A 22,820-nucleotide genomic window follows, 5' to 3' on the forward strand; every position below is an offset into this window, starting at 1 on the left:
CGGCGGGTCCTGAGCCCGGGTCAGGCGGGCTGCGTGGCCGCTTCCGCGGTGCCCGCGCGCAGACTCTCGCGCAGGACGAAGTCCGGATCGACCTGGGCCGCGAGGTCGGCGCCCGTCCGGGCGTTCCCCCAGCTCTCCGCGTTCTTCAGGTGGAAGTGAACCATCTGGCGGGTGTAGCGCTCCCAGTCCCGCCGCTCGTACGCGGCGTCCGCCGTCGCGTACAGCGTGTCGAGAGCCTCGCGGTTGGCGTCCTCCAGGGCGGACAGCGGCAGCGCTCGGCCCTTCTCCATCGCGCGCACCCACTCCGAGTGGCCGACGGTGACGAGGAGGTCCTCCCCGACGGCGTCCCGCAGGAAGGCCAGGTCGTCCGGGCTCTGCACCTTGTTGCCGACGACCTTCAGCTCGACCCCGAAGTCCCGTGCGTACTCGCGGTACTGGCGGTAGACGGCCACACCCTTGCGCGTGGGCTCGGCGACCAGGAACGTGGTGTCGAAGCGGGTGAACATGCCGGAGGCGAACGAGTCGGAGCCCGCCGTCATGTCGACGACCACGAACTCGTCCCGTCCGTCGACGAGGTGGTTGAGGCACAGCTCCACGGCGCCCACCTTCGAGTGGTAGCAGGCCACTCCGAGGTCCGCGTCGGTGAACGGCCCGGTGACCAGCAGCCGGACGGCACCACCGGTGCCGCCGTCCAGCGAGACGTGGCGGGCGCAGGCGTCATAGACGGGGTTGTCCTCGACGACGCCGAGAAGCCGGGATCCCGCGCCCGGGGGCGTCGTCTTGATCATGGTCCCCGCGTCGGGGACGCGGGGGTTCGCGCCGCGCAGGTACTCCTTGATGAGTGGGAGGTGCGCGCCCATGGCGGGAAGCGCGGCCGCCTCCTCCTCGTCAAGTCCCAGGGCCGCGCCGAGGTGCTGGTTGATGTCCGCGTCCACGGCGACGACGGGCAGCCGGCGGGCGGCGAGGTGACGGACGAAGAGAGACGACAGGGTCGTCTTCCCGCTGCCGCCCTTCCCAACGAAAGCGATCTTCATGTTCATGAGCGTAGGGCGCGCGGAGGGGCGCGAGGCCGGATTCGGTGATCGAGTGAACAAGACCACTCGTTCGTGGGGCTTGGGCGTGGGCGGGGGTGCGTAGGGTCGTGCTCATGAGTGCGAAGCCTGATCCGTTGGCCCCGCTCGGCGCCCTGCCCGGCGTCGACGCGTCCGTCGAGTCGATGCGCAAGGCCGTGGACCGGATCTACGGGCATCGGGTCATGCGTCGCCGCAGCGCGGAGGTGACCTCCGAGGCCGTGCTCCGCGGTGCCCGCGCCTCCGCCGCTCTCGCCGGTGCCGACTGGGCGCTCGAAGAGGTGCGCCGGCGCACGGACTTCGGGGCCGATCCGCAGGCCAGGACGGTCGGTGCCGCGCTGCGCGTCACCGCCGAGGCGGGCCAGTTGCTGCCGGTCTGGCGTCAGTCGCCGCTGCGCGTGCTGGCCAGGCTCCACCTCGTCGCGGCCGGTGGCACCGGTGCGGAGGAGAGCGTCGGCCGCCCCCGGCTCGCGGGCGAGCAGGTCGACGAGCCGGTCGTGACGCTGCCGCTCCCGGCCGCCGACGAGGTGGCCGCCCGGCTGGAGGGTCTGGCGGAGCTGATCGCGGCCGGAACCTCGGCCCCCGCCCTCGTGACGGCGGCCGTGGTGCACGGCGAACTCCTGACGCTGCGCCCCTTCGTGTCCCACAACGGTCTGATCGCCCGTGCCGCCGAGCGTGTCGTGCTCGTCGGGAGCGGTCTCGACCCCAAGTCGATCTGCCCGGCCGAGGTCGGCCACATGGAGGCCGGGCCGGACGCCTACCGCGCGGCGCTGGACGGATACGCCTCCGGTACGGCCGAGGGCATGGCCGAGTGGATCGCCCACTGCGGCCGGGCCGCCGAGCTGGGCGCCCGCGAGTCCACGGCCGTGTGCGAGGCGCTACAGCGCGGCGCCGCATAGGGGCTGCCAGCGCCGTCGGCGTCCCCTATGGGTGATTGAAGCGGAAAGTAAAGTTCCGCGCCCTGGCTTCCGCTTCACCCCGTATCGGGGTACAAAGGACTTAACGGCCCGCGAGACCTACGGCCATCCGGGAAGGATGACCGAGAGATTGAAGGCCCACGGACCGACGCATGAAGATCGAGCACCCACGCGACGCCGACCCGTCGATTACGGGCCTACCGCACCAGAGATCGGGCAAAGATCCCGCTCTGCGCGGCTACTTCGAGCACGCACTGGTAACTCGGTGGACATGCCAGCGGCGGCACGGCTCCTCGGAGCGGTGTCGCCGCAACTCTGTGTCCGGGCCGCCGTCCGCGGGTCAGGCCCGCAGCCGGCGCCGTTGCGTGTACCAGACGAGCCCGGCCGTCACCGCCGCGGCGGCCACCGCCGCCCCGGCCAGCACCGGCATGGGCGGCACGGAGAGCTCGGGAAGCCGCTGCTTGAGCCGGACGGGCCGGGTGAACGTGAGCGTCGGCCAGCCCCGCTCGGCCGCCTCCCGCCGCAGGACGCGGTCGGGGTTCACGGCGTGCGGATGCCCGACCGTCTCCAGCATGGGCACGTCCGTCCCGGAGTCGGAGTAGGCGTAGCACCGGGAGAGGTCGTAGCCCTCGGAGGCGGCAAGCTCCGTGATCGCCTCCGCCTTGGCCGGTCCGTAGGCGTAGTACTCCACCTCGCCGGTGTAGCGGCCCTCCTCGATGACCATCCGGGTGGCGATCACCCGGTCCGCGCCGAGCAGCTCGCCGATGGGTTCGACCACCTCGGCGCCCGACGTCGAGACGATCACGACGTCCCGTCCGGCCAGGTGGTGTTCCTCTATCAGCGAGGCGGCCTCGTCGTAGATGATGGGGTCGATGATGTCGTGGAGCGTCTCGGCGACGATCTCCTTGACCTGCTCGACGTTCCAGCCCCGGCACAGTGCCGACAGGTACTCGCGCATCCGCTCGATCTGGTCGTGATCGGCGCGACCGATGAGAAAGATGAACTGCGAGTACGCGGTGCGCAGGACGGCCCGGCGATTCATCAGGCCACCCCGGTAGAAGGACCGGCCGAAGGTCAGCGTGCTCGACTTCGCAATGACCGTCTTGTCCAGGTCGAAGAAGGCGGCGGTGCGCGGCAGGGAGGCGTTTTCCACGAGACCGAGGATAAGGCCCGCCATTCGGCGTACGCTGAGGCGTGTGGGTTTGCCTGAGAAGGCTCTCGGGTACACCATGGAAGTCACGGATCGTTCGCGACCGTGCTAACCCGGTTCGACTCCTCCCCCCCCGAGTCGACCGAGGAAGACGACCCCCGCTCTCCCCCCCGGCGGGGGTCGTCGCATGTCCAGAGGGCTTTTCGCGTTCTCGCACGGCTCCTCCCGGCTCTCGGTGCGTCGTGGTGCCACTCGACCGCCACCCATCAAACACGTAACCGAACGTAGTCGTCGGCGTGCTCTCCGGTTGTCACCAAGACGGGTGGCGGAGTTATTCACAACTGGCGAGTTCTCCACAGATATGGGCCGAGATCCCCGAGATTTTCCCGGCTTCCGCATCGTGATTGCGCACGGCATCCGCGGCGTTCGCGGATGTGAGAGTGCGAAGCCGGAAGGAGAAGGCCCGATGGCCGAAACCACGACGGAACCCATCCTGATCCTCACCGAGGACGCGCGGCTCCTGGACGATCTGCTGCGGCTGTGCGCGGCGGCCGGAGCCGAGGCGGAGGTGGCACACGGTGCACCGGTGAACGAGAGTGCCTGGCGTGCCGCGCCGCTGGTGCTCGTCGGCGAGGACCGGGCGGCCCACCTGCACGGCGCCGCGGGTGCGCCTCCACGTCGGCCCGGTGTCCTGCTCGTCGGGCGCGATCCGGAGCGGCGCGAGGTGTGGGAGCGCGGCATCCGTGCGGGAGCCGAGCAGGTGGTCTTCCTGCCCGAGGCCGAACCCTGGCTGGCCGGCCGCATCGCCGATGCCGCGGAGGGCGCGGCCGAGCAGGCCCTGACGATCTCCGTGACCGCCGGCCGCGGCGGCGCTGGGGCGTCCACCCTGGCCTGTGCCCTGGCCGTCACGGCCGCGCGCTCGGGCCGCCGCGCCGTGCTGGTCGACGGCGACCCGCTCGGCGGCGGCCTCGACGTCCTGCTCGGCGGCGAGACGGTCGAGGGCCTGCGCTGGCCCGCCTTCGCCGGTTCCCGGGGCCGGGTCGGCGCCGTCGCGCTGGAGGACGCCCTGCCGCGGCTGCACGGCGTCCATGTGCTGAGCTGGGGACGTGCCGACGCGCCCGGCGCCGGAGCCGAGGCGACGCGCTCGGTGCTCGCCGCGGCCCGGCGCCGGGGCGGCGTGGTCGTCGTCGACCTGCCGCGCGGGGCGGAGCGCGACGGCGCCGTGTGCGAGGCGCTCGCCCAGGTGGACCTGGGGCTGCTCGTCGTCCCGGCGGAGCTGCGCGGCGTCGCGGCGTCCGGCCGGGTGGCGGCACGGCTGTCCACGGCGCTGAACGACCTGCGTGCGGTGGTCCGCGGCCCCTTCGGTTCGGGGTTGGGCGGCGGTGAGGTGGCCCGTCTGCTGCGGCTCCCGCTGGCCGGGGAACTGCCGGCCGAGGACGGCCTGCGGAGCGCCGTCGAGCGGGGCGTGCCACCCGGCGCCGTCAGGGGCGGGCCGTTGGCCCGCTTCTGCTCGGGCTTCTGGGAGCAGGCCCTGGCCGCCCGCGAACAGGCGGGGGCCGCGGCATGACGGCGTCGCCCGAACTGGTGGAGGCCGTGCGCACGCGGCTCGCGGCCTCCGGAGCCGAACCGACCCCCGCGCGGGTCGCCGCCGCGCTGCGGGCCCAGGGGCGGCTGCTGGGGGACAGCGCGGTGCTCGGCGTCGTCGCGGCGCTGCGCTCCGAGCTCGTCGGCAGCGGCCCGCTCGAACCCCTCCTCGCCGATGCCGCGGTGACCGACGTCCTGGTCAACGGTCCGGACGAGGTCTGGGTGGACCGAGGGGGAGGGCTGGAGCGGGCGCCCGTGCGGTTCCCGGACTCCGCCGCCGTGCGGCGGCTGGCCCAGCGGCTCGCCTCCGCCTCCGGGCGGCGGCTCGACGACGCCAGACCGTGGGCGGACGCCCGGCTGCCGGACGGAACCCGGCTGCACGCGGTCCTCCCGCCCGTCGCCGTGGACGCCCCCTGTCTCTCCCTGCGGGTCGTGCGGCCGCGCGCGTTCCGGCTCGACGAGCTGGTGGCCGCCGGCACCCTGCCGCCGGGCGGGGACGGACTGCTGCGCGCGGTGCTCGCCGCCCGGCTCTCCTTCCTCGTCTCCGGCGGCACCGGCTCCGGCAAGACGACGCTCCTGAGCGCTCTCCTCGGTCTCGTCCCCCACGACGAACGCGTCGTCCTCGCCGAGGACTCGGCCGAGCTGCGGCCCGACCATCCGCATGTGGTCCGGCTGGAGACGCGCCCGGCCAACCAGGAGGGCGCGGGCAGCGTCAGCCTGCGGGATCTCGTCCGCCAGGCGCTGCGGATGCGCCCCGACCGGCTGGTGGTCGGGGAGGTGAGGGGTGGCGAAGTGCTCGACCTGCTGGCCGCGTTGAACACCGGGCACGAGGGCTGCGGCACCGTCCACGCCAACGCCGCGGCCGACGTGCCCGCCCGTCTGGAGGCCCTGGGCACGACGGCCGGGCTCGACCGCGCCGCGCTGCACAGCCAGTTGGCCGCCGCCCTCTCCCTCGTCGTCCACCTCGTCCGCACCCGGACCGGGCAGCGCCGCCTCGCGGAGATCCACGTCCTGCGGCGGAACGCCGACGGGCTGGTGCACACCGTGCCCGCCGCGCTGTGGGCCGAGGACGGCTTCGTCCGGGCGGCAGGCTGGCCCCGGCTACGGGAGTTGTGCGAGCGCCGTGCGGGTGCGTCGTGACGCCGCCGGGTGGAGCGCCGGACACCGTCTACGCCGCGCTGGCCCTCGCCGGGGCCGCGGTCTGGCTGGCCGGTGGGCGAGGCGCGGGCGACCGACGTCCGCGTCTCCTGCTCGCCGGTGACGGCACGGCGTCTCCCGGTTCGCCGAGCCCCACGGCGGCCCGGGCCGCCGCCCGGCTCCGGGGCGCGGCAGCGCGGTGCGGACGGCACTGGCTCTGCCTGCCCGCCGGGGCGCTCCTCGGCCTCCTGGGCGCGTCACCGCTGCCCTTCCTGGCCGGGGTCGCCGCCGTGCCGCTGGTGGGCCGGGCGCTGCGCGCCCGGGAGCGGCGCCGCGCCGCCCACCGCCGGGAGGCCGCCGTCATCGAGCTGTGCACCGCGCTCTCCGCTGAGCTGCGCGCCGGCCGTCAGCCGGACGCAGCCCTGCCCGAGGCGGCCGAGGCGGGGCGTGCCGCCCTCGGCGAGTTCAGGGCCTCCGTGCTGGCCGCGGCGCGCTTCGGCGGGGACGTTCCGTCGGCCCTGCGGCGGGCGTCCGGCCGGCCCGGCGCCGAGGGGCTGGCCGGTGTCGCAGCCTGCTGGCAGGTCGCGGTGGACGGAGGCGCGGGCCTGGCCGACGGGCTCGATCGCGTGGCCGACGCCCTGCGCGCGGAACGCGACCAGCGCGAGGAGCTCGACGCCCAGCTCGCCGGCCCGCGCACGACGGCCGTCGCGCTCGCGCTGCTCCCCGCCTTCGGTCTGCTGTTGGGCTCGGCGATGGGGGCCGAACCCCTGCGCTTCCTGCTGCACTCACCGGCCGGCTGGGGCGTGCTGGCCGGTGCGGTGCTTCTGGAAGCGGCCGGCCTGGCCTGGACGCGACGGATCGTCCGGGCGGCCGGCACACGCCCGTCCCGCGCCGCCCTCCCGGCTGCCGGGCCCGTCCCGGTCGAGGGGCGGTGACGTCGTGCACAGGCTGTGGATGACGTCGTCCCGCGCCAGGCCGGGCCTCCTCGCCCTCCTCCGCCCGGCCACCCGCCACCGGACGGGGGCGGCCCGGCGGCTGACCGATCTGCTCGACCCGGGAGGCACCGGGGCGGCCCCTCCCCGCAGGCGGCACCGGGCGGGGGCCTCTCCTGTCGCGCAGAGGGCCGGGCGCGATGCCGCCCTGTCCCTGGGCGGCGGCGTGCTCGCCCTCCTGCTCCTGGGAGGAGTGCCCGGAACAGCCGTCGGCGTCGTCCTCGCCCTCGGCCTCTGGCGATGGCTCCGGAGGCGTCCGGGGCGTGACGGACGGTCGGCCGAGCAGGCCCGGGAGCGGGCGGTTGCCGAGCAGCTGCCGCTGGCCGCCGAGCTGCTGGCGGCCTGTCTGGCGGCCGGCGCCACGCCGCCGGAGGCCGCCCGCGCCGTGGGGGACTGCCTCGGCGGCCCCCTCGGTCGCCGACTGGCCCGGGCCTGCGCGGAGCTGCGGCTGGGCGCCGATCCACCGGCCGCTTGGGGCCGGGTGGCCGCGCTGCCGGGCGCGGCGGCCCTGGCCCGCTGCCTGGAACGCGCCCACAGCTCCGGCGCGCCCTCCGTTGCACCCGTCGCGCGGCTGGCCGCGGAGAGCCGCGCGGGGCAGACGCGCCGGGCCCAGGCCCGGGCGCGGCGCGCGGGAGTCCTCGTCACCGGGCCCCTGGCGCTGTGCTTCCTGCCCGCGTTCCTCCTGGCCGGGGTGGCCCCCGTCGTCATCGGGCTGGGCCGCTCCCTGCTCTGAGCCCGGCACGGAACCGCACCCACGGGGCGGGCAGCCCCGAGCAGACGGCCCGAGCGAGCGGGGCCAGCAGATCACCCGTGAGAAACACGACCGAGCGAGAAGTGGAGACACCATGCTGGAACGGAAGGTGCAGGAGATCCGCCGCGCCCTGCGGGGCGCGCACCGGGACCGGGGCATGAGCACCGCCGAGTACGCCGTCGGGACGATCGCCGCCTGTGGCTTCGCGGCGGTGCTGTACAAGGTCGTCACGAGCGAGCCGGTCAGCTCGGCGATGCAGCAACTCGTCGAGAGGGCACTCGATGCGGGCTTCTGACGCCCGGCCCGGTCACGTCCGGCCCGGTCACACGCGGCCCGTTCACGCAAGGCCCGTTCACCTGCGGGCCGGCCGGCCCCGGGTGGGTCGGGTCCGGTTCGGCGGTGACCGCGGTCAGGTCACGGCCGAGACGGCGGCGGTGGTGCCCTCACTCGCCCTGCTGGCCGCCCTGTTCGTCTGGGGCCTGACGGCGGCGGCCGCGCAGATCCAGTGCCTCGACGCCGCGCGGGCCGGTGCCCGCGCGGCGGCCCGCGCCGAGCCGGCGGAGGCGGTGCGGGCAGCCGCCCGCTCGGCCGCCCCGGAGGACGCCGAGGTGAGCGTGGGGCGCGAGGGTCCCCTCGTCCGGGTGCGGGTCCAGGCACACCTGGCCGGTCCGGGGGCGCTCGGCCTCGAGGTGGACGGAGAGGCGGTGGCCCATGTGGAGGCGCGCTGATCCTCTCGGCCGCGGAGGCACGGCAGGCGTGGCCGAGGGCGACCGGGGCTCGGCGACGGTGTGGGCGGTGGCGTGCGCCGCGCTGCTGTGCGCCCTGTTCACGGGGCTGCTCGCCATGGGGCAGGCGGTGGCCGCCCGGCACCGCGCCGGAGCCGCCGCCGACCTCGCCGCGCTGGCCGCCGCCGATCACGCCCTTCGCGGCGAGGCCCCGGCCTGTGCCGCGGCCGGGCGGGTGGCCGCCGCACAGGGCGCGACAGTGGTGCGCTGCGCGGTGCGGGGCACCGTGGCCGACCTGACGGCCGCGGTGCGCTGGGGCCCCTATGCGCCCGAGGTCAGGGCCCGGGCCGGGCCCGCTCACCCCGTCGGTGGTGATGTGACGTCAGCCCGCGGTGCGCAGCAGCTCCGTCAGCAGCCGGACGGCGCCCTGCTTGTCCAGGGGATCGTTCCCGTTGCCGCACTTGGGGGACTGGATACACGACGGGCAGCCGTTCTCGCACTCGCAGGCCGCGATGGCCTCACGGGTGGCGGTCAGCCACTCCAGCGCGGTGTGGAAGGCGCGCTCGGCGAAGCCGGCGCCGCCGGGGTGGCCGTCGTAGACGAAGACGGTGGGCAGGAGCGTGTCGGGGTGCAGGGGCACGGAGACGCCGCCGATGTCCCAGCGGTCGCAGGTGGCGAACAGCGGCAGCATGCCGATCGACGCGTGCTCGGCGGCGTGGAGCGCGCCGCCCAGGAGCTCCTGCGGGATGTCCGCGGCCTCCAACTGGTCCTCGGTGACGGTCCACCACACCGCCCGGGTGCGCAGGGTGCGCGGCGGCAGGTCCAGCTTCGTCTCGCCCAGCACCTCACCGGTGATCAGCTTCCGGCGCAGATACGAGACGACCTGGTTGGTGACCTCCACCGAGCCGAAGCACAGGCGCCCCTCGCCCCAGGGCACCTCGGTGTCCGTCTCCAGGACGGTGACCGCGGTGGTGTCCCGGGCCATGGTGGTCCAGGGCGGGCTGGCCTCCTCGACCAGCGCCACAGCGCCGTCCGGATCGTCCAGGCGGAGTTCCTGGACGACGTAGGTGCGCCCCTGGTGCAGGTGGACGGCACCCTCGTGGACGGTGGTGTGAGCCGCCGCGGCGTCGACGGTGCCCAGCAGCCGTCCGGTGCCGCTCTCGACGACCTGGACGGGGCGTCCGCCCTGCCCGCGGATGTCGGCCAGGTCCGCGGCCCGGCGCCGGCTCGTCCAGTACCAGGCCGCACCACGGCGGCGCAGCAGCCTGCGCTGCTCGAGCTGCGGCATCAGCTCGGCGGCCTCGGGGGAGAACAGGGCGAGGTCGTCCTCCGTCAGCGGCAGCTCGGCGGCCGCGGCGCACAGGTGTGGCGCGAGGACGTAGGGGTTGTCCGGATCGAGCACGGTCGTCTCGACCGGCTTGGTGAAGATCGCCTCGGGGTGGTGGACGAGGTAGGTGTCCAGCGGGTCGTCACGGGCCACCAGGACGGCGAGGGCGCCCTGCCCCCGGCGCCCGGCGCGCCCGGCCTGCTGCCACAGGGATGCGCGGGTGCCCGGATAGCCCGCCAGCAGGACGGCGTCCAGCCCGGAGATGTCCATGCCGAGCTCGAGGGCGTTCGTCGCGGCGAGGCCCAGCAGCTCACCGGTGTGCAGCGCGCGTTCCAGCGCCCGGCGCTCCTCCGGCAGATAGCCGCCCCGGTAGGCGGCGACACGCCGCGGGAGTGAGCTGTCCACCTCGGCCAGCCGATCCTTGGCCAGCACGGAGATCAGCTCGGCCCCGCGCCGGGAGCGGACGAAGGCGACGGTACGGGTGCCGTTGGCCGCCAGGTCGGTCAGGAGCTCCGCCGTCTCGGCCGTGGCGGTACGCCGTACCGGCGCGCCGCGTTCGCCGCGCAGCTCCGTCAGCGGCGGTTCCCACAGGGCGAAGACCAGGTCGCCGCGGGGGGAGGCGTCCTCGGTGATCTCGGCGACGGGAAGTCCGGTCAGCCGGGAGGCGGCGTGCCCGGGTTCCGCCGCGGTGGCGGAGGCCAGCAGGAAGGCGGGCTCGGCGCCGTACCGGGCGGCCACTCGGCGCAGCCGCCTGAGCACGTGGGCGACGTGGGAGCCGAAGACGCCGCGGTAGGTGTGGCATTCGTCCACCACGACGTAGCGCAGGCTGCGCAGGAAGGAGGACCAGCGGGCGTGCCCGGGCAGGATGCCCCGGTGGAGCATGTCCGGGTTCGTCAGCAGGTAGTTGGCGTACTGGCGGACCCAGTCACGTTCCTCGGGCGGGGTGTCCCCGTCGTAGACGGCCGGGCGGACGGCGGTGCCCAGGGGCGCGGCCAGCTCGGCCACCGCGCGGCGCTGGTCCGCGGCGAGGGCCTTGGTCGGCGCCAGGTACAGCGCGGTGGAGCCACGTGCGCCGGGCTGCTCGGCGCCGTCCAGCAGCGCGCTCAGCACCGGCACGGCGTAGGCGAGCGACTTGCCCGAGGCCGTGCCGGTCGCGACGACGACGGACTCGCCCGCCAGGGCGAGCCGGGCCGTCTGGCTCTGGTGCTCCCAGGGTCGGTCGATGCCCGCGGCACGCACGGCGGCGATCACTTCCGGCCGAATCGCGGCAGGCCAGTCGGCATGGCGGCCCGGCCGGGCGGGCAGGTGCTCCGTATGAGTGATGCGTGCGGAGCGTGCGGCCCCGGCGGAGAGGAGTGCGAGAGCCGACCGGGGTGAGGAGTCCGCCCGCCGGGTTTCCGCGCCGTGCCGGCGCCGCCCGACGGGCTCGCCGAGGCCGCCGGGCCCGTCGGGGCGCTCGGCTTCGTCCGGGTGGCGTGGGTCGCCTGGGTGTCGGGCCATCAGCACCGAGTGTGTCACCGGCGCGGCGGACATTGGCGGCAAGGCGTCGTGCACCATCGCACTGAAGTGATTGAATGCCCCTGCGGCTGCCGATCCATGGGGGGCGACCGCTCGCTTGCAAGGTGCTGGAGGAGATCCGTGGACCTGTCCTTGTCGACCCGGACTGTCGGTGATCGCACGATCGTCGACGTTGGCGGCGAGATCGATGTGTACACCGCGCCCAAGCTGCGTGAGCAGCTCGTGGAACTGGTGAACGATGGAAACTTCCACCTGGTCGTGGATATGGAACGGGTCGAGTTCCTCGACTCGACCGGCCTGGGTGTGCTGGTCGGCGGGCTCAAGCGGGTCCGTGCCCACGAGGGTTCGCTGCGTCTGGTGTGCAACCAGGAGCGCATCCTGAAGATCTTCCGGATCACGGGCCTCACGAAGGTGTTCCCGATCCACAGCTCCGTCGACGAGGCCGTCTCGGCCACCGACTGACGCGGCTTCACCCGATGCCCCGGGCGCTGTCGCCCGGGGCCGCGCTCCAGGGGAGTGGGTGTCGGCTCCGGCTGCCCCGCCCCCTGGGCGAAGCACTCGTACCACCTTCAGGGGGATGGCTATGGCCACCGTCGAACTGCGTTTCAGCGCTCTGCCGGAGCATGTGCGTACCGCCCGGCTGGTCGCCGCGGCGGTGGCCCGTCGGGCCGGGGTGGACGAGGCGGTGCTCGACGAGGTCCGGCTGGCCGTGGGTGAGGCGTGCAGCCGGGCCGTGGGCCTGCACCAGAGCAGCGGCCTGGAGTCCCCCGTCCGGGTCTCGCTGATCGAGGACGAGAAGTCGTTCTCCATCGAGGTGGGGGACGACGCCCCCACCGCCCCGGCCCAGCTCGTGCCCGGCGCCCGGGAGACGGAGGGCGCCGCACCGCGCGGCGAGGCCGCCGACGCCGAGAGCGACATGGGGCTCGCGGTGATCAGCGGCCTGGTGGACGATGTCGAGGTCACCGCTGACGAGCACGGCGGGCTCATCCGCATGTCGTGGCCTACCGCGGCCCACGCCGTCCTGCCCTGAACCGGATGTCCACCGCGGCCCACGCCGTCCCGCTCTGAACCGGGCCCCGCCGCTCCGGCGGGGTTCACCCGTACCCGGCTTCCGCCGTTCCGGCGGCGCTTGCCCCGACACGGCGCACACCCGCGGCGCGGGCTGTGCGCCGTCGTCGTTTCCGGCCCTCGTGGTCTCCTCGGCCCGGCGGCCGGGCCGCACCACCCCCGGGCCCCGGACCGTCGTCCTCCCGCCCGTTCGTATGTCCTGCGGAAAGCCAAAGAGAAGATCATTAAACAGATCATTTTCTCGGCGTCAGGAATAACTCGGCATTCCTTCTTGTGAGCGAATTCTCAAGCTCCCGGCTCTGTCGGACTTCGCTGGTGCAGGCGAATTCCCGTTACCGCGCCCTGTTTCCGGGCGCCGGTGATCCCTAGAATCCGCCACATCTTTCCCGCAAACGCCATGGGCGCGCTCTCGCGCCACACGTCAAGGAGGACGAATGGCGGGGCAACTTCCCCCTCTGCAGAACCATCATCAGCTGGCCGCCGACGCCGTGCTCACGTCCGGCAACCGCGGCCTGGTCCTGGTGATCGCCGCCATCGCGGCAGCCGCCCTCGCCGTCGCCGTGGTGCTGCTGCGCCAGGTGCTCGCGGCCGGTGAGGGCACGGACAGCATGAAGAAGATCGCCGCGGCCGTGCAGGAAGGCGCCAACGCCTATCTCGCGCGGCAGTTGCGCACGCTCGGCGTATTCGCCGTCGTCGTGTTCTTCCTGCTCATGCTGCTTCCCGCCGACGACATGAACCAGCGCCTCGGCCGTTCGCTGTTCTTCCTGGTCGGTGCGTTGTTCTCGGCGGCCACCGGCTATATCGGCATGTGGCTCGCGGTGCGCAGTAACGTGCGAGTGGCGGCTGCGGCCAGAGAGGCGAGTTCCGGCGACGGGAGTGCGAAAAAGGATCTCGTCGCCGTTTCGCACAACGCGATGAAGATCGCCTTCCGTACCGGCGGCGTCGTCGGTATGTTCACCGTCGGTCTGGGCCTGCTCGGTGCCTCGTGCGTCGTGCTCGTCTACGCCGCCGACGCGCCGAAGGTGCTGGAGGGTTTCGGTCTCGGGGCCGCCCTGATCGCGATGTTCATGCGTGTCGGCGGCGGCATCTTCACGAAGGCCGCGGACGTGGGCGCGGACCTCGTGGGCAAGGTCGAGCAGGGCATTCCCGAGGACGACCCGCGCAACGCCGCGACCATCGCGGACAACGTGGGCGACAACGTCGGTGACTGCGCGGGCATGGCGGCCGACCTCTTCGAGTCCTACGCGGTCGTCCTCGTGGCCAGCCTCATCCTCGGCACCGTCGCCTTCGGCGACGCCGGCCTCGCCTTCCCTCTGCTCGTGCCGGCGATCGGGGTCATCACGGCGATGATCGGCGTCTTCGTCGTCTCCCCGCGCCGCACGGACCGCAGCGGCATGACCGCCATCAACCGCGGCTTCTTCATCTCCGCGGTGATCTCCCTGGCGCTCGTCGCCGCTGCCGCCTACGCGTATCTGCCGGCGACCTTCGCCGAGCTGGACAACGTCGGCGACGGCGAGATCGCCGCGCACGACGGCGACCCGCGGCTCATCGCACTCGTCGCGGTGGCCATCGGCATCGTGCTGGCCGCGCTCATCCAGCAGCTCACGGGCTATTTCACGGAAACCACCCGCAAGCCGGTGAAGGACGTCGGCAAGACCTCCCTGACCGGCCCGGCCACTGTCGTCCTGTCCGGCATCTCGCTCGGCCTGGAGTCCGCCGTCTACACGGCGCTGCTCATCGGGCTCAGCGTCTACGGCGCGTTCCTGCTGGGCGGCACGTCCGTCATGCTGGCGCTGTTCGCCGTGGCCCTCGCCGGGACCGGCCTGCTGACCACGGTGGGCGTCATCGTGGCCATGGACACCTTCGGCCCCGTCTCGGACAACGCGCAGGGCATCGCGGAGATGTCGGGCGACGTGGAGGGCGCGGGAGCCCAGGTCCTCACCGACCTGGACGCCGTCGGCAACACCACCAAGGCCATCACCAAGGGCATCGCCATCGCCACCGCGGTCCTGGCCGCCGCCGCTCTCTTCGGCTCCTACCGGGAGGCCTTCGAGACCGAGGCGGCCAAGGTCGGCGCGGCGGCGGACGAGTTGGGGCTCAGCCTGGACATCGCCCAGCCCAACAACCTCGTGGGCCTCATCCTCGGTGCCTCGGTCGTCTTCCTGTTCTCCGGTCTCGCGATCAACGCCGTCTCCCGCTCGGCGGGCGCGGTGGTCTTCGAGGTGCGCCGGCAGTTCCGCGAGCGCCCGGGGATCATGGACTACACGGAGAAGCCGGAGTACGGCCGGGTCGTGGACATCTGCACGAAGGACGCCCTGCGCGAGCTGGCGACGCCCGGCCTGCTGGCCGTGATGGCGCCGATCGCGGTCGGCTTCACGCTCGGTGTCGGCGCGCTCGCGTCGTTCCTCGCCGGGGCCATCGGCACCGGCATCCTCATGGCCGTCTTCCTGGCCAACTCCGGCGGCGCCTGGGACAACGCCAAGAAGCTCGTGGAGGACGGCCACCACGGCGGCAAGGGCAGCGAGGCGCACGCGGCGACGGTCATCGGCGACACCGTGGGCGACCCGTTCAAGGACACCGCGGGACCGGCGATCAACCCGCTGCTCAAGGTCATGAACCTGGTGGCCCTGCTGATCGCCCCGGCCATCGTGACGCTCTCCTACGGCGACGACGCCAGCGCCGGTGTCCGGGCCGTGGTGGCGGTCCTGGCCGTGGTCGTGATCGTCTCCTCCGTCTACGTCTCCAAGCGGCGTGGCGGCTCGCTGGGCGACGGCGAGGTGGCGGAGCGTCAGTCAGCCCCGCAGGTGGACCCGGTGGCGGCTCCGTAGCCGCGCCGGGGTCCGGTCGAGGGCGGACGGTGTGCCGGGGGCACGCCGTCCGCCCTCGGCATGCCGGAGCCGTCACTTTTCGGAGGATGAAACAGGTGCTTTAGTGCCGGAAGTGGACGAATCGCACGCCGAGCACGCCGTAGGCGCCCCTTCGACGTGTATCTTCCGGCCCGGTAGCCACGAAGGGATGGGTCGACCGGTGAACAAGAAGCTTGCCTTGGTGCTCAGCACCGGCGCGGTGCTCGCTCTGACGCTGACCGGTTGCGGTGACGACGACACCGACTCCGAGACGCGGGAGTGGGCTGAGGCGGTCTGCAGCGAGGTCGGGCCGCAGGTCGAGAAGATCCAGAACGCGAACTCCACGATCGCCGAGGCCAGCGAGGCGGACCAGAGCTCCGCGGAGGTCCAGAAGGCCGACTCCCAGGCGTTCCAGCAGCTCTCGGAGGCCTACGGCGCGCTGGCGGACGCCGTGGACGACGCCGGCGACCCTCCGGTGGAGGAGGGGGCGGAGCTGCGGGACAACGCGGTGAAGGAGCTCAACGACATCTCCACCGCCTACACGGACCTCAAGAAGCGGGTGGACGGTCTCGACGCGCAGGACCAGTCCGCGTTCGCCGACGGCCTGGCCGGTATCGCCGACGACCTCAAGAAGCTCGGCACGAGCGGCGACGAGGCGCTGGACCAGCTCCAGGCCGGCGAGCTCGCCCAGGCGATGGCCGAGCAGCCCGGCTGCCAGCGGCCCGAGTCGCCCGAGGCTTCCGGGGAGGCGTAACCCGCCCCGGGGAGACGGGGCCCGGCCGCGCCGCGGCCACCGTCCCCCCGGTCCGGGAGCCCGTGCCGCGCCGGACCGACGGGTCAGCGGTCGCCGACGGGGCCGGACGCCGCACAATGGAGCGGTGAGTACGCATCCCCTGCCCTCTGACGACCGCGACACGACCAGCCGGCTGCGGGAGGCCTTCCTGGCCGCCGAGTTCACCGCGGACGGCCTGCTGGAGCTGCTGGGCGCCTCGTCGTACGCGGCGCTCGCCCGCAACGAGACCGTTCCCGCGCTGCGCGCGACCCGCGGCGGCTCCGCGCTGGAGGTGCTCGTCCGGCTGTTCCTGCTCCAGCGGTCCGTGCCCCGCCCCCAGGCCGGGGCCGCCCTGCCGCTGGCCGCCGCGCTGGAGGCCGGCTGGCTGCTGGCCGCCGGGGGCGACGAGGTGCGTGCCTCGGTGGATGTGCGCCCGTACAGCGGCCCGGAGGGGCAGGACTGGTGGATCGTCTCGGACGCGGGGTGCGGCGTCGGCGGCGCCGGGGGCATCGGTGCCCGTGCGTCGGACGTCGTCCTGGGCGTCGGCGGGGCCTCGACGACGCTGGCGGGCATCACGGTCCGCACGCCGGTCGGGCGGGCGCTGGACCTGGGGACGGGCTCCGGTGTCCAGGCGCTGCACGCGGCCCAGCACGCGACCCACGTCACCGCGACGGACGTCAACCCGCGGGCGCTGCGCTGTGCCGGGCTGACGCTGGCGCTGTCGGGGGCCCCGGTTCCCGAGTCGCGGCAGGGCTCGCTCTACGCGCCGGTCGCGGACGACGAGCCGTTCGACCTCATCGTCTCGAACCCGCCCTTCGTCATCACGCCGCCGGATCGGGAGGGCGCGCGGCTGGTGTACCGCGAGGGTGGTCTGCGCGGTGACGACGTCTGCCGCACCCTCGTGCGGGACGCCGCCGACCACCTCGCCGAGGGCGGCTACTGCCAGGTGCTGGCCAACTGGCAGCACGTCGCGGGGGAGGACTGGCGGGACCGGCTGCGCTCCTGGATCCCGGCCGGGTGCGACGCCTGGGTGGTGCAGCGGGAGGTCCAGGACGTCACGCAGTACGCGGAGCTGTGGCTACGGGACGCCGGGGACCACCACGGGCCGGGCTACGCGGAGCGCTACGACGCCTGGCTGGACGAGTTCGAGCGTTCCCGCACCGAGGGCGTCGGCTTCGGCTGGATCACGCTGCGCAACTCGGGGGCGGCGGACCCGGCGGTCACGATCGAGGAGTGGGCCCACCCGGTGGAGCAGCCGCTCGGGGGCACGGTCGTGGAGCACTTCGAGCGCCAGGACTTCCTGCGGGCGCACGACGATGCGGCCCTGCTGGACACCAGGTTCCGGCTGGCCGAGGGCGTGCTCCAGGAGCAGATCGGCCCGCCCGGGGCCGAGGACCCGGAGCATGTGGTGCTGCGTCAGAGCCGGGGCATGCGCCGGGCCTCGCAGGTGGACACCGTCGGCGCCGGCTTCGCGGGGGTGTGCGACGGGACGCTGTCCGCGGGGCGCATTGTGGACGCCATCGCCCAACTGGTCGGTGAGGAGCGCGAGCTGCTGCGCTCCCGAACCCCGGAGGCGATCCGGCTCCTGGTCGAGCAGGGCTTCCTGCTGCCCGAGGAGGGCTGAGACCCGCTTGGCGTCGGCGGCGTGCGGACGCCCACGGGAGGGCGCCGGCCGAGTCCTGGGCGCCGGACTCCGTTAGTCAGCCGTTCAGGTGTTCGTTCACCCGGCGTTCCGTTCGCTGCCGCCCGGTGGTGGGACGCTCGGCGGCATGGAAAGTGCACCCACGGCATTCGTCGGTGGCGTCTGCGCCCTGTTCGGCGCCGCGCTGTTGTTGTGGACGGTGGCCAGGGCGGGCCGGCGTCGTCCCGTCGCGGTGCCGTCGGGGTCGGTCTCGCCCGCCGGTGCCGCGTTGATCGCCGCGGCCTCGGGGCTGTTGCTGGCGGGAACGGGCGGCTGGCTGCTGCTCAGCCTGTGAGGTCCCGCCGGGGGCCGTGCGAAACGCAGACGCCGAGGGCCGGCGACCGTCACGGTCGCCGGCCCTCGGCGTGGGTGCGGCACCGCTTCACGGCTTCAGGATGCGGCCCTGCGCGTCGGTGCGGTCGTCCTTCGTGAAGAACAGGATGCCGTCGATCAGCGCCCAGATGCCGCAGCCGCCTGCGGTCAGCAGCTGGCCGATCGCCATGCCGGTGTGGCCGGTGTAGAACCGGCCGACACCCAGGCCGCCCAGAAGGATGGTCAGAAGACCGGCGGTGGTCTTCGACTTCTCGGAGTAGGGCTGGCCGTTGGGCGCGATGTTGTCGGCGTTTGCCATGGGGTGTTGCTCCTTTTGAGCGGTTAGAGCGTGTTGAACGGGACGCGACAAGCCGTAGCGTCACAGCCGCCCGAGTCACAGAGTTCCGAGGCGGCGATGATCTGGACTCGCGCCCCGTCCATACGGTTGCAGGAAAATATGAGTCGTAATGCAAGCGTGATGAACCCCGGTGGGGTACTTCGGACGCCCGGGGTGAGAACCGGTCAGACCTGTGCGTATGCCGGGGTGTTCACGTCAGCCGACGAGGTTGCGGGCCACGGTCCACGTCACCATCAGCAGCGCCGCGGGCAGGATGGCGCGGGTGCTGACCCTGGGGCGGTACCGCCGTCCGCGCAGGCCCGAGACGAGCCAGCGTGTGCCGAGGTAGGTCACGACGGGAACGCCGAGGACGAGCATGGCCGCGTTGTCGGCGAAGGCCGCCGCGACGTCCCCGTGCAGGAGGTCGTACGCCATCCGCGTGGTGCCGCAGGCGGGGCAGTCCAGACCGGTGGCCCAGTTGAAGACGCAGCGGGGGAGGAACTGCCCGGGCGAGTGCGGATCGGTGCGGTACAGGTACGCCGCCCCCGCGCCGCCGGCCGCGAGAGCGGCCAGCGGCGCCACGGCCGGATGGCGAGGCCGGCGGGTGCGCGGCGCGGAGACGCTCACGGCGGGGCTCAGCTGCGCAGGATGCGGCCCTGGGCGTCCGTCGCGTCGCTCTTGGTCAGCGTGATGATGCCGTCGATCATCGACCAGATGCCGCAGCCGCCGAGGGTCAGCAGCTGGCCGATGCCGATGCCGATGTGGCCGGTGTAGAAGCGGCCGATGCCGAAGGTGCCGACGAGCAGCGTGAGCAGGCCCGCGGTGATCTTGGACTTGTCGGAGTACGGACGACCGTAGGGGTCGTAGCCGTACGGCGCGTTCGGGTCACCGGTGTACTGGCCGGGGGCGGCGCCACCCGGGGCCGGCGGGGCCTGCGGGTAGCCGTAGCCGGGCTGGCCGGGCTGACCGGGCTGTCCCGGAGCGCCGTACGGGCCGGGCTGGCCGGGCTGCTGACCGGGCTGGCTGTAAGGATTCTGCTGCGGGTCGGACACGTTCTTCCCCCGAGTGGAGCGTAGGCGTTGGCACTGACGTCGCCATACTGCCAGCCCTCCCCCGGTTGTCGGAACTGTGGGCGTGCCCTTGGCACAGAGCGGTCGCACGTGTGGTACGCCGTCGTGGCGCAGAGTGTGGTGTCCACGACAGTGAGCGCCCGGAAGGTGGCCGATCGGGACCCCGTAACCGGCGCATATCGTGCATGCTGGGTGGTATCCGAATCGATCGCCCGCCCGGTGCGGCCCGTCCGGCGGCACCCCGGGCCTCGTCGAACCGCACTGAGGTGATTAGTCGGGTTACCGTTCGAGTGGCGTTGCTGACTTTTCCCGTTTGACAGGAGAGCGGGAGGTACGGTCACACTCCGACCCACCAGCGCGGCGCACGACATCCCACCGCGCCGACGTCGCGACGGGCCGGCGAGCCGGGTCACCGCACCCGTGCGACGTCAGCCGGCCCACCCCGGCACCGCAGTACCTCGCAGCGCACCCGCTGACCACCAACCGGAGAGAAGAGCGAGAAGTTGTCCCCGACCAGCGATACCGCAACGGGCGGTCGCCGACTCGTGATCGTCGAGTCGCCCGCCAAGGCGAAGACGATCAAGGGCTATCTCGGCCCTGGCTACGTCGTCGAGGCGAGCGTCGGGCACATCCGCGACCTGCCGAACGGGGCCGCCGAGGTGCCGGCCAAGTACAAGGGTGAGCCCTGGGCCCGTCTCGGGGTGAACGTCGACCACGACTTCGAGCCCCTCTACGTCGTCAACAGTGACAAGAAGGACCAGGTCAAGAAGCTCAAGCAGCTGCTGGCCGAGTCCGACGAGCTCTACCTCGCCACCGATGAGGACCGCGAGGGCGAGGCCATCGCCTGGCACCTCCAGGAGGTGCTGAAGCCCAAGGTCCCGGTGCGCCGCATGGTCTTCAACGAGATCACCAAGGACGCCATCCGCGACGCCGTCAACAACACCCGGGACCTCGACCAGAAGCTCGTCGACGCCCAGGAGACCCGCCGTATCCTGGACCGCCTCTACGGGTACGAGGTCTCGCCGGTCCTGTGGAAGAAGGTCATGCCGCGGCTGTCGGCCGGGCGCGTGCAGTCCGTCGCCACCCGGCTCGTGGTCGAGCGGGAGCGCGAGCGCATGGCGTTCCGCGCCGCCGAGTACTGGGACCTCACCGGCACCTTCTCGGCCGGGGGCACCTCCGCGTCCGACACCTTCGGCGCCCGGCTGACCGCCGTCGACGGCCGCCGTGTCGCCCAGGGCCGCGACTTCGGCTCCGACGGGCAGCTCAAGCGCGCCGACCAGGTGCTCCACCTGGACGAGCAGGCCGCCCGCTCCCTGGCCGCGGCTCTCGCGGAGGCCGCGTTCTCCGTCCGCTCGGTCGACTCGAAGCCCTACCGCCGCTCTCCCTACGCGCCCTTCCGTACGACGACGCTCCAGCAGGAGGCCTCGCGCAAGCTCGGCATGGGCGCCAAGGTCACGATGCAGGTGGCGCAGCGCCTGTACGAGAACGGTTTCATCACCTATATGCGTACGGACAGCACGACGCTGTCCGAGACGGCCGTGACCGCCGCCCGCGCCCAGGTCACCCAGCTCTACGGTGCGGACTACCTGCCGGACAAGCCGCGCTCGTACGCCGGGAAGGTCAAGAACGCGCAGGAGGCGCACGAGGCGATCCGCCCCTCCGGCGACCGCTTCCGCACCCCCGCCGAGACGGGACTCACCGGCGAGCAGTTCAAGCTCTACGAGCTCATCTGGAAGCGGACCGTCGCCTCGCAGATGAAGGACGCCGTGGGCCAGTCCGTCACCGTCAAGGTCGGCGGACGCGCCGCCGACGGGCGGGAGGCCGAGTTCTCCACCACCGGGAAGATCATCACCTTCCACGGGTTCCTCAAGGCCTACGTCGAGGGCTCCGACGACCCGAACGCCGAGCTGGACGACCGCGAGCGCCGGCTGCCGCAGGTCGCCGAGGGCGACGCGCTGGGCGTCCGGGAGATCACCGCTGACGGCCACGCGACCAAGCCGCCCGCCCGCTACACCGAGGCCACGCTGGTCAAGGAGCTGGAGGAGCGGGAGATCGGCCGCCCGTCGACGTACGCGTCGATCATCAGCACCATCCTCGACCGGCGGTACGTGTTCAAGAAGGGCACGGCCCTGGTGCCGTCCTTCCTCTCCTTCGCCGTCGTCGGGCTGCTGGAGAAGCACTTCGGCCGGCTGGTCGACTACGACTTCACCGCGCAGATGGAGGACGATCTCGACCGCATCGCGCGCGGGGACGCCGAGTCCGTGCCGTGGCTGCGCCGCTTCTACTACGGCGAGGGCGAGACGCCGGGCGGCGCCGCCGAGGCCGGCAACGGCGACGGCGACCACCTGGGCGGGCTGAAGGAACTCGTCTCCGACCTGGGCGCCATCGACGCGAAGGGCGTCTCCTCCTTCCCCGTCGGTGAGGGGATCGTGCTGCGTGTCGGCCGCTACGGCCCGTACGTCGAGAAGCCGGGCCCCGAGGGCGAGACGGGCCAGCGGGCCGACGTCCCCGACGACCTGCCGCCGGACGAGCTGACCGTCGCGCTGGCCGAGGAGCTGTTCGCCAAGCCCAGCGGCGAGCGGGAACTGGGCACCGACCCGGACAGCGGCAACCCGGTCGTCGCGAAGTCCGGCCGCTACGGCCCCTACGTCACCGAGATCCTGCCCGAGGGCACGCCGAAGACCGGGAAGAACGCCGTCAAGCCGCGCACGGCGTCCCTGTTCAAGTCGATGGACCTGGACACGGTCACCCTGGACGACGCCCTCCGGCTGCTGTCCCTGCCCCGCGTCGTCGGGGTGGACCCGGAGTCGGAGCAGGAGATCACCGCCCAGAACGGCCGCTACGGCCCGTACCTGAAGAAGGGCACGGACTCGCGCTCGCTGGAGCGCGAGGACCAGATCTTCAGCATCACCCTGGAGCAGGCGCAGGCCATCTACGCCCAGCCGAAGCAGCGCGGCCGGGCCGCCGCCAAGCCCCCGCTGAAGGAGCTGGGCGCCGACCCGTTCAACGACCGCCCGGTCGTCGTCAAGGACGGCCGTTTCGGCCCGTACGTGACGGACGGCGAGACCAACGCGACCCTGCGCCGCGACGACGACGTCGAGACGATCACCGCCGAGCGCGCCTTCGAGCTGCTCGCCGAGAAGCGCGCGAAGGGCCCGGCCAAGAAGCCGGCGAAGAAGGCGGCGGCGAAGAAGACCACGGCGAAGAAGACCACGGCGAAGAAGCCCGCCGCCAAGAAGACCGCGGCGAAGAAGACGGCCGCCAAGAAGACGGCGGCGAAGAAGACGGCGGCGAAGAAGACGGCGGCGAAGAAGACCGCCGCCGCGAAGCCGGGGCCCGCCGCCGAGTGAGAGCACGGGCCGCCGCCCCCGCCCGGGGGGAGGCGGCCTCGCTCGTTCGCGCTCCCGGGCAGCGGGCGAGGCGGATCGCGTGTACCGGCTGCCGTTCCCGGCCCGAGGGCCGCCCGGCCGCCCGGCCGTCCGGGTCGGAGCCGCCGGATCCGCCCGCGCGCTGCCCGATCTCCGGGTCCGGGCCGACGGTGTCGGCCGCACTCGATACGCTGC

20 protein-coding genes and 1 pseudogene are annotated in these 22,820 nt (G+C 73.3%); 15 read left to right on the forward strand and 6 right to left on the reverse strand.

The features are described from left to right. Positions 1–20 precede the first annotated feature (20 nt). On the reverse strand, positions 21–1,034 hold the full coding sequence (locus HPT28_RS13215; RefSeq protein WP_219091232.1) for an ATP-binding protein: 1,014 nt from the start codon (positions 1,032–1,034) through the stop codon (positions 21–23). A gap of 113 nt (positions 1,035–1,147) precedes the next feature. Here HPT28_RS13215 and HPT28_RS13220 point away from each other — a divergent pair, with 113 nt between their 5' ends. Then, entirely contained in the window at positions 1,148–1,969 is an 822-nt protein-coding gene (locus HPT28_RS13220) for a Fic family protein (RefSeq protein ID WP_219091233.1), read from the forward strand. 358 nt (positions 1,970–2,327) lie between these two features. On the opposite strand, the gene HPT28_RS13225 is transcribed toward HPT28_RS13220, so the two are convergent. Beyond that, a complete protein-coding gene (locus HPT28_RS13225; RefSeq protein WP_219091295.1) occupies positions 2,328–3,152 on the reverse strand; it encodes an HAD family phosphatase in 825 nt (274 codons plus the stop codon). A 451-nt stretch (positions 3,153–3,603) separates the two neighbouring features. Here HPT28_RS13225 and ssd point away from each other — a divergent pair, with 451 nt between their 5' ends. From ssd to HPT28_RS13260, 7 genes and pseudogenes are all read left to right on the forward strand, one after another. Next, the gene (ssd, locus tag HPT28_RS13230) at positions 3,604–4,704 is read left to right on the forward strand and encodes a septum site-determining protein Ssd (RefSeq protein WP_219091234.1); all 1,101 of its coding nucleotides are present in this window, start codon (positions 3,604–3,606) and stop codon (positions 4,702–4,704) included. Next, complete coding sequence (locus HPT28_RS13235) at positions 4,701–5,861, forward strand: TadA family conjugal transfer-associated ATPase (protein ID WP_219091235.1); 1,161 nt, start codon at positions 4,701–4,703, stop codon at positions 5,859–5,861. The genes ssd and HPT28_RS13235 overlap by 4 nt, the downstream gene beginning before the upstream one ends. After that, the gene (locus tag HPT28_RS13240; protein WP_219091236.1) at positions 5,858–6,793 is read left to right on the forward strand and encodes a type II secretion system F family protein; all 936 of its coding nucleotides are present in this window, start codon (positions 5,858–5,860) and stop codon (positions 6,791–6,793) included. Before HPT28_RS13235 ends, HPT28_RS13240 begins: the two co-directional genes overlap by 4 nt. A 19-nt stretch (positions 6,794–6,812) precedes the next feature. Continuing rightward, positions 6,813–7,583 (forward strand): type II secretion system F family protein, encoded by a 771-nt coding sequence (locus tag HPT28_RS13245; RefSeq protein WP_219091237.1) that lies wholly within the window; start codon positions 6,813–6,815, stop codon positions 7,581–7,583. Between the two features lie 112 nt (positions 7,584–7,695). Further along, positions 7,696–7,896 carry a DUF4244 domain-containing protein gene (locus HPT28_RS13250; RefSeq protein ID WP_219091238.1) on the forward strand — a complete coding sequence of 67 codons (201 nt, stop codon included), beginning with the start codon at positions 7,696–7,698 and terminating at the stop codon, positions 7,894–7,896. Positions 7,897–8,038: 142 nt separating this feature from the next. Further along, a complete protein-coding gene (locus HPT28_RS13255) occupies positions 8,039–8,329 on the forward strand; it encodes a TadE family type IV pilus minor pilin (RefSeq protein ID WP_374226959.1) in 291 nt (96 codons plus the stop codon). Beyond that, positions 8,313–8,621, forward strand: a pseudogene (locus tag HPT28_RS13260) (Rv3654c family TadE-like protein); the annotation flags it as partial. The gene HPT28_RS13255 and the pseudogene HPT28_RS13260, both read left to right, overlap by 17 nt. 87 nt (positions 8,622–8,708) lie before the next feature. Here the strand turns inward: HPT28_RS13260 and HPT28_RS13265 are convergent. Next, a complete protein-coding gene (locus tag HPT28_RS13265; protein WP_219091239.1) occupies positions 8,709–11,210 on the reverse strand; it encodes a DEAD/DEAH box helicase in 2,502 nt (833 codons plus the stop codon). Between the two features lie 81 nt (positions 11,211–11,291). On the opposite strand from HPT28_RS13265, the gene HPT28_RS13270 reads away from it, so the two are divergent. The 6 genes from HPT28_RS13270 (at position 11,292) to HPT28_RS13295 (ending at position 17,833) form a co-directional block, all read left to right on the forward strand. Then, positions 11,292–11,633, forward strand: coding sequence for an STAS domain-containing protein (locus tag HPT28_RS13270; protein WP_219091240.1), 342 nt, complete (start codon positions 11,292–11,294; stop codon positions 11,631–11,633). Between the two features lie 121 nt (positions 11,634–11,754). Continuing rightward, positions 11,755–12,201, forward strand: a complete 447-nt coding sequence (locus tag HPT28_RS13275; RefSeq protein ID WP_219091297.1) for an ATP-binding protein — start codon at positions 11,755–11,757, stop codon at positions 12,199–12,201. Between the two features lie 472 nt (positions 12,202–12,673). Continuing rightward, on the forward strand, positions 12,674–15,067 hold the full coding sequence (locus HPT28_RS13280) for a sodium-translocating pyrophosphatase (protein WP_219091241.1): 2,394 nt from the start codon (positions 12,674–12,676) through the stop codon (positions 15,065–15,067). A 199-nt stretch (positions 15,068–15,266) separates the two neighbouring features. Next, positions 15,267–15,839 carry a small secreted protein gene (locus HPT28_RS13285; protein ID WP_308119205.1) on the forward strand — a complete coding sequence of 191 codons (573 nt, stop codon included), beginning with the start codon at positions 15,267–15,269 and terminating at the stop codon, positions 15,837–15,839. Between the two features lie 124 nt (positions 15,840–15,963). After that, positions 15,964–17,481, forward strand: coding sequence for a methyltransferase (locus HPT28_RS13290; RefSeq protein ID WP_219091243.1), 1,518 nt, complete (start codon positions 15,964–15,966; stop codon positions 17,479–17,481). Between the two features lie 145 nt (positions 17,482–17,626). Beyond that, positions 17,627–17,833, forward strand: coding sequence for a hypothetical protein (locus tag HPT28_RS13295; RefSeq protein ID WP_219091244.1), 207 nt, complete (start codon positions 17,627–17,629; stop codon positions 17,831–17,833). 87 nt (positions 17,834–17,920) lie between these two features. On the opposite strand, the gene HPT28_RS13300 is transcribed toward HPT28_RS13295, so the two are convergent. From HPT28_RS13300 to HPT28_RS13310, 3 genes are all read right to left on the reverse strand, one after another. Beyond that, positions 17,921–18,169, reverse strand: a complete 249-nt coding sequence (locus HPT28_RS13300) for a TM2 domain-containing protein (RefSeq protein ID WP_219091245.1) — start codon at positions 18,167–18,169, stop codon at positions 17,921–17,923. 234 nt (positions 18,170–18,403) lie between these two features. Then, positions 18,404–18,769: a DUF2752 domain-containing protein gene (locus HPT28_RS13305; protein ID WP_374226960.1), complete on the reverse strand. Its 366-nt coding sequence runs from the start codon at positions 18,767–18,769 to the stop codon at positions 18,404–18,406. 53 nt (positions 18,770–18,822) lie between these two features. Next, positions 18,823–19,239 (reverse strand): TM2 domain-containing protein, encoded by a 417-nt coding sequence (locus HPT28_RS13310; RefSeq protein ID WP_219091247.1) that lies wholly within the window; start codon positions 19,237–19,239, stop codon positions 18,823–18,825. Between the two features lie 521 nt (positions 19,240–19,760). Between HPT28_RS13310 and topA the strand changes: the two genes are divergently transcribed. After that, positions 19,761–22,607, forward strand: coding sequence for a type I DNA topoisomerase (topA, locus tag HPT28_RS13315; RefSeq protein ID WP_219091248.1), 2,847 nt, complete (start codon positions 19,761–19,763; stop codon positions 22,605–22,607). Positions 22,608–22,820: the final 213 nt, after the last annotated feature.

Origin of the sequence: Streptomyces sp. JJ38 (genome assembly GCF_019303475.1) — a bacterium.
GTDB lineage: Bacteria > Actinomycetota > Actinomycetes > Streptomycetales > Streptomycetaceae > Streptomyces.

Excerpts from the sequence above, each read along its gene's own strand:
- HPT28_RS13300 (WP_219091245.1), bottom strand. The coding sequence starts at position 18,169 with ATGGCAAACGCCGACAACATCGCGCCCAACGGCCAGCCCTACTCCGAG.
- HPT28_RS13250 (WP_219091238.1), top strand. The coding sequence starts at position 7,696 with ATGCTGGAACGGAAGGTGCAGGAGATCCGCCGCGCCCTGCGGGGCGCG.
- ssd (WP_219091234.1), top strand. The coding sequence starts at position 3,604 with ATGGCCGAAACCACGACGGAACCCATCCTGATCCTCACCGAGGACGCG.
- HPT28_RS13295 (WP_219091244.1), top strand. The coding sequence starts at position 17,627 with ATGGAAAGTGCACCCACGGCATTCGTCGGTGGCGTCTGCGCCCTGTTC.
- HPT28_RS13265 (WP_219091239.1), bottom strand. The coding sequence starts at position 11,210 with ATGGTGCACGACGCCTTGCCGCCAATGTCCGCCGCGCCGGTGACACAC.
- HPT28_RS13235 (WP_219091235.1), top strand. The coding sequence starts at position 4,701 with ATGACGGCGTCGCCCGAACTGGTGGAGGCCGTGCGCACGCGGCTCGCG.
- HPT28_RS13280 (WP_219091241.1), top strand. The coding sequence starts at position 12,674 with ATGGCGGGGCAACTTCCCCCTCTGCAGAACCATCATCAGCTGGCCGCC.
- HPT28_RS13275 (WP_219091297.1), top strand. The coding sequence starts at position 11,755 with ATGGCCACCGTCGAACTGCGTTTCAGCGCTCTGCCGGAGCATGTGCGT.
- HPT28_RS13215 (WP_219091232.1), bottom strand. The coding sequence starts at position 1,034 with ATGAAGATCGCTTTCGTTGGGAAGGGCGGCAGCGGGAAGACGACCCTG.
- HPT28_RS13220 (WP_219091233.1), top strand. The coding sequence starts at position 1,148 with ATGAGTGCGAAGCCTGATCCGTTGGCCCCGCTCGGCGCCCTGCCCGGC.
- HPT28_RS13245 (WP_219091237.1), top strand. The coding sequence starts at position 6,813 with ATGACGTCGTCCCGCGCCAGGCCGGGCCTCCTCGCCCTCCTCCGCCCG.